We start from the raw sequence: 5,055 nt of genomic DNA on the forward strand, positions 1-5,055 counted from the left end.
AAGGTGGGCTAGTAACATGACATGGAAAGGGATTTCACCAATTGTTCATTTAGTGGAAACAGCCTATGTGAAGGGCATAAAACTTCTACCAGAAGACTTGAAACAGTATTTTCCATTTTGGCAACGTTCTGATACTTTACCCAAATGGGATATAACCATTGTTCCTAATTGATTGGTATCTTATTTCCTCGCAAGTCCCTTAAGTTAGAAAATCATGTATTTACGATGGATGCTTTACACTGTCAAAAAAAACAGTCGAAGCGATTGTCGCTAGCAAAAATGACTACATAATCAAAGTCAAGAAAAATCAACCAAAACTACAAGCAGCGATTCAAGCGCATACTGAGCAAGCAAAACCAGTCCAAGTTAAAGTTGAAGACGACTTATCGGACGAAAAGTTAAGAGAATGGTGGAGGTATTTACACCACCCCCAGATATCCACCCAAGTTGGCAAAAAGTACTTTCGGTGATTAGAGTTACTCGTTCAGGAGTTAGAGATGGTATTGCCTTCAGTACTCTAAGCTACTACATCAGTTCTCTTCCTCCTACTTCGACAAGGATTGCCAAAGTAATTAGGCAGCATTGGCATATTGAAAATCGCTTACATTGGGTACAAAGATGTCATTTTCAATGAAGATCAGAGTAAGCAAAGAGCAGGTAAAACACCGATTAATCTATCGATTATTAGGACTTGGGTGCTTTCTATATTTAGAAATAATGGCTTTGAATCAATTAAAGGTGCTATTGACTATTTTGCACATAATTTACCTGCTATCTTGTCTTTACTTTCTTAAAATCTCTCTAGCTCCTTCTTGAAATAGCCCTGCTTTGGGAGAGGGGCTGGGGGAATCTTAAATAGCCACTTACAATCACTCAAAAAAATCAGTGGAACCAATTAACATTTCTTACTATTCCGATGTTCTCTGTGTTTGGGCTTATATCGCCCAAATCCGCCTTGATGAACTAGCTGCTAACTTTCCCGATCAAGTGGCGATCGACTATCATTTTTTCCCTGTATTTGGCAATGCCCATGAAAAATTAGAAAAAAGTTGGCGCGATCGCGGTGGATTACGCGGCTATAGCAATCATGTGCATACAGTCGCGGCTAAGTTTCCCCATATCACCGTGCATCCCGATATCTGGGTCGTCAATACGCCAACTTCAGCCACCTCCTGTCATCTATTTCTGAATGCAATTCAACTATTAGAAATCAAGGGTCTGATTCCTAAAGCAGAGAAACTATTTGAAAAAGCCAATTGGGAATTTCGCCGCGCCTTTTTTGTGGAAACTGCGGATGTTAGCGATCGCAAAGTACAGTTTCAGATTGCTGAGAAATTAGGTATTGCGATCGCCGATCTGCAAGCTCAAATTGATAGTGGCGAAGCCTATGCTTTGCTATCAAGGGATTTTGAGCTAATTCGCGAAAAAACTGTGTCCGTTAGCCCCACGATGATTTTCAACGAAGGGCGACAAAGACTAAATGGGAATGTAGGCTATCGAGTTATTGAGGCTAATATTCGCGAGTTGCTGAATAATCCTGAAGATGAACATTCTTGGTGTTAGGCTAGCTTGCAAAAAAACAATTTTGGTGGTTCCAGCACCTTCGGGGCTGGAATTGTTTTCATAAGTAACAATTCGGAAACTGAGTGGCTCTTCTCGTTTTGTAATTGAAAACCTATAAGTAGATGAGCATAATTAATTAACGTGAGTTCGGGTTAATTTCAAACTGGCTCCTAGAAAGGGTTAGCGGCGCGAACCCTTTCTAGGAGCCAAAACAGTAAAAGCCTCGCAAAGCGAGGCTTTTACTGTTTTGGCTTTTAAAATTTTGTAGCTTATCCCGAACTCACGTTAATTACAAAACCAAACCTGTAAGGTTGCGACCCTGCGGGTCGTAACCTTACAGGTTTGGGGCATTTATTCTGCACAGGTATTTAGCAAGATCTATCTTGTTTTCGCCAGATTAATTGAGATAATCTATGTCGCAATCTCGTTATGTTTTATGGTCAAAAGTTAACCACAAAACATGATTATTATACAAAGAAGGAAGATTTAAAACTGTGGCGATCGCAAACCAATACGGCTATTACACTGAAGATTATCGGGAATTTGTGATTACAAATCCGCGCACCCCTCGCCCTTGGTTTAACTATATGTGGAATAGCCAGTATGCAGGGTTGATTTCCCATACAGGTGGTGGCTTTAGCTTTTTGGACTCGCCCCGCGATAACCGCATCAGTCGGATGCGCTATAACTGCCTTCCTTGGGATCGTCCTGGGCGCTATGTGATGATCAAAGATGCTGCTACAGGGAAATATTGGTCACTGAGTTGGTCACCGACAATTCACCTTAAATATGACTTCTATGAATGTCGGCATGGGCAGGGCTATACCAAAATCACAACAGAGATTAATGGAATTCGTGGGGAAATTACTTACTTCGTTCCTACCGATACTAATGCTGAAATTTGGCGCGTGAAGTTAACGGAACTGTCAGGACAGACGAGAGATTTAGAAGTTTATTCCTTTTTGGAATTGCTAATGGGGAATGCTCTCAATGATCAAATTAATCAACCGAATGACAAGCATTTCACAGACATTCATTTTGATCAAGATTTGCAAGCTTTGGTTGCCACTCGCCGCTATTGGGTATTGAATAAGGGCGTTTCCGTGAAGCAGCCAAATATTGACTGGAAGTATCAGATTTATTTTTCTCAGAGTTTACCGATTTCTGGTTTTGATAGTAGTCTCGATACTTTCATCGGCAGATGGCGATCGGAATCGAATCCCTTAGCTGTAGAAACAGGGGTAATGAAAAACACAGAAATCACAGCTGGTGATCCCGTCGTGGCGTTGCAATCGAAGGTTAGCTTAGAGGCGAATGGTTCTGTTGATTTTGCAGTAGTTTTGGAGATTGCGCCTAAAGAGATACCCCCTACCCCTCTTGTAAAGGGGGGCAAGATTATGGAAGTTGTTGATCGCCAATTCCTACAACTCAAACAAAAATGGGATCAGCATTTGTCCTGTGTACAGGTGCAAACGCCCGATGCAGCATTTAACGCGATGATCAATGTCTGGAATCAGTATCAGGCGGCGGTTACCTTTGATATGGCGCGAAATTCGGGCTATTATCACGGTGGTTTGCTGTTTGGGACAGGCATGCGCGATCGCTTCCAAGATATTCTCGGCGTGGTGATGGTTGATCCTGCAAGAGTGCGCGAAAGATTGATTAAAGCCCTGAACTTCCAATTTAAGGATGGTTCCACTTTACATAATTATTTTGTGCTAACCAATACAGGCGAACGCACTAACCATTCCGATACACCACTTTGGATTCCTTTTGGGATTGTCGAATATCTCAAGGAAACTGGTGATTTCTCGATTTTAGACGAAGTAGTTCCTTACCATGATGATACTTCAGGGACAGTCTATGAGCATTTGGTAAGAGCGCTAGACTTTGCGATCGCTAATACAGGTGAGCGAGGGATGCCCCGCATCTTTACAGGCGATTGGAATGATACGCTTGATCATGTTGGCTCACAGGGCAAAGGCGAAACTACTTGGGGTGCTTTCTTTTTGGGTTATGTGTTGAATAAGTCACTGCCTGTCTGTGAACATCAAGGCGATCGCGATGCGATTAATAGATTCCAAAAATTCTATGAGCATCTGCGTCAAGTAACTAATGACATTTGTTGGGATGGAGAATGGTATTTACGTGCTTTCCGTGACAATGGCGAACCGATTGGCGTATCAAGTGCAAGTCAAGGCAAAATATTTGTCAATGCACAATCATGGGCAGTAATTTCCGAACTTGCACCGAAGGATCGCGCCGATCGCTGTATGGCAAGCAGTCGTGAATATCTGGCGACACCCTTTGGGATGCAGATTGTTGCGCCTTCCTTTACAGAAATTGATGATACGGTTGGGCTAATTAGTCGTTGTGTGCCAGGGAAGAAAGAGAACGGCGCAGTGTTTAACCATGCCTCATCTTGGTTTGTACTCGCTTCTCTGCTCAATGGTGACACCGAATTTGCATGGGAAATCTATCGTCGCATGATGCCGATTAATTCCTCACAAGCAACTGATGATAAATGCGATCGCTTTGAAACTGAACCCTATGTCTATCCTGAATATGTGACTAGCCCCGATCATGAAACCCAAGGACAGGCAAGCCATTCATGGCTGACGGGCACGGCGGTGTGGATGCTACGCATTGGTATTGACTACATTTTGGGCTTCCAGCCCACTTTCACGGGCATGATTATCGATCCTAAAATTCCAAATGAATGGTCGGGCTTCACTGCACAGCGTAAGTTTCGCGGTAAGATGCTCTCGATGACAGTAGTTAATCATAGCGATGTCAAACAAATGACAGTGAATGGTGAAGTTATAGAAAGTAACTTCATCGATCTGGCTCTCTATGAGGAAGAGGAAATAGCGATCGCCGTTCATCTATAGCCTTTTTTGTTTTGTGGGTTTCTCCCAGAATGCTATTGCAAGCCCTGAATCATTCGTGAGATTTATTCAGGGCTTCGACTACGCTCAGCCAGCATAATCCTCCATTGGCTGAGTGTAGTCGAAGCATTTTTCATATCATTCCTCAGAGCGTGTTTGAGAAGTTAAGCGAGGCGTTTGATGAGAATTTGAATCATGCCAACATAGAAAAAAGCCTCAGAAGTTTCAGGTAAAAGTTCGTACTCTCTGTTCAATCGACGAAAGCGAGAAAACCATGCAAAAGTACACTCAACCACCCAACGTTTCTGTTGGACAACAAAACCCTTTTACCCCCTAGGAGGACTGGAGTTTAGACTAAAAAAGGTAAGAAAGGCAGAGTAAAAGAGATACAAACTGCCTAAAGTAGATAAAAAAGAAAGACATATCTACAGCCATGATTATTGACAAACTACAGGAATTTCGTCAACAGGTATATGGATTTTTAGGGAACGGACGAGATGCAATATTTGACCTTATGGATGCAGTATTGACCAGTCCAAGTGTAAAGTCATTTGCAGAATTATCATTATCAGCAGTGTATCGACGGAAATGGTCAAGCTTGTAT

3 protein-coding genes and 2 pseudogenes are annotated in these 5,055 nt (G+C 42.4%); 4 read left to right on the plus strand and 1 reads right to left on the minus strand.

The window, feature by feature from the left end:
- Positions 1–406 precede the first annotated feature (406 nt).
- From B9G53_RS26725 to B9G53_RS06280, 3 genes are all read left to right on the plus strand, one after another.
- A complete protein-coding gene (locus tag B9G53_RS26725; protein ID WP_141211724.1) occupies positions 407–634 on the plus strand; it encodes a transposase in 228 nt (75 codons plus the stop codon).
- 251 nt (positions 635–885) lie between these two features.
- Positions 886–1,563 (plus strand): DsbA family protein, encoded by a 678-nt coding sequence (locus tag B9G53_RS06275; RefSeq protein WP_094530294.1) that lies wholly within the window; start codon positions 886–888, stop codon positions 1,561–1,563.
- Between the two features lie 494 nt (positions 1,564–2,057).
- Positions 2,058–4,454 (plus strand): glycosyl transferase family 36, encoded by a 2,397-nt coding sequence (locus tag B9G53_RS06280; RefSeq protein WP_094530296.1) that lies wholly within the window; start codon positions 2,058–2,060, stop codon positions 4,452–4,454.
- A gap of 161 nt (positions 4,455–4,615) precedes the next feature.
- Here the strand turns inward: B9G53_RS06280 and B9G53_RS28960 are convergent.
- Positions 4,616–4,753, minus strand: a pseudogene (locus tag B9G53_RS28960) (transposase); the annotation flags it as partial.
- A 131-nt stretch (positions 4,754–4,884) separates the two neighbouring features.
- Here B9G53_RS28960 and B9G53_RS28835 point away from each other — a divergent pair.
- Positions 4,885–5,055, plus strand: a pseudogene (locus B9G53_RS28835) (transposase); the annotation flags it as partial.

The sequence above is a fragment of the Pseudanabaena sp. SR411 genome (assembly GCF_002251945.1).
GTDB lineage: Bacteria > Cyanobacteriota > Cyanobacteriia > Pseudanabaenales > Pseudanabaenaceae > Pseudanabaena.

Bases quoted from the DNA above. Each gene is read 5' to 3' on its own strand.
- B9G53_RS26725 (WP_141211724.1), top strand. From the start codon at position 407: ATGGTGGAGGTATTTACACCACCCCCAGATATCCACCCAAGTTGGCAA.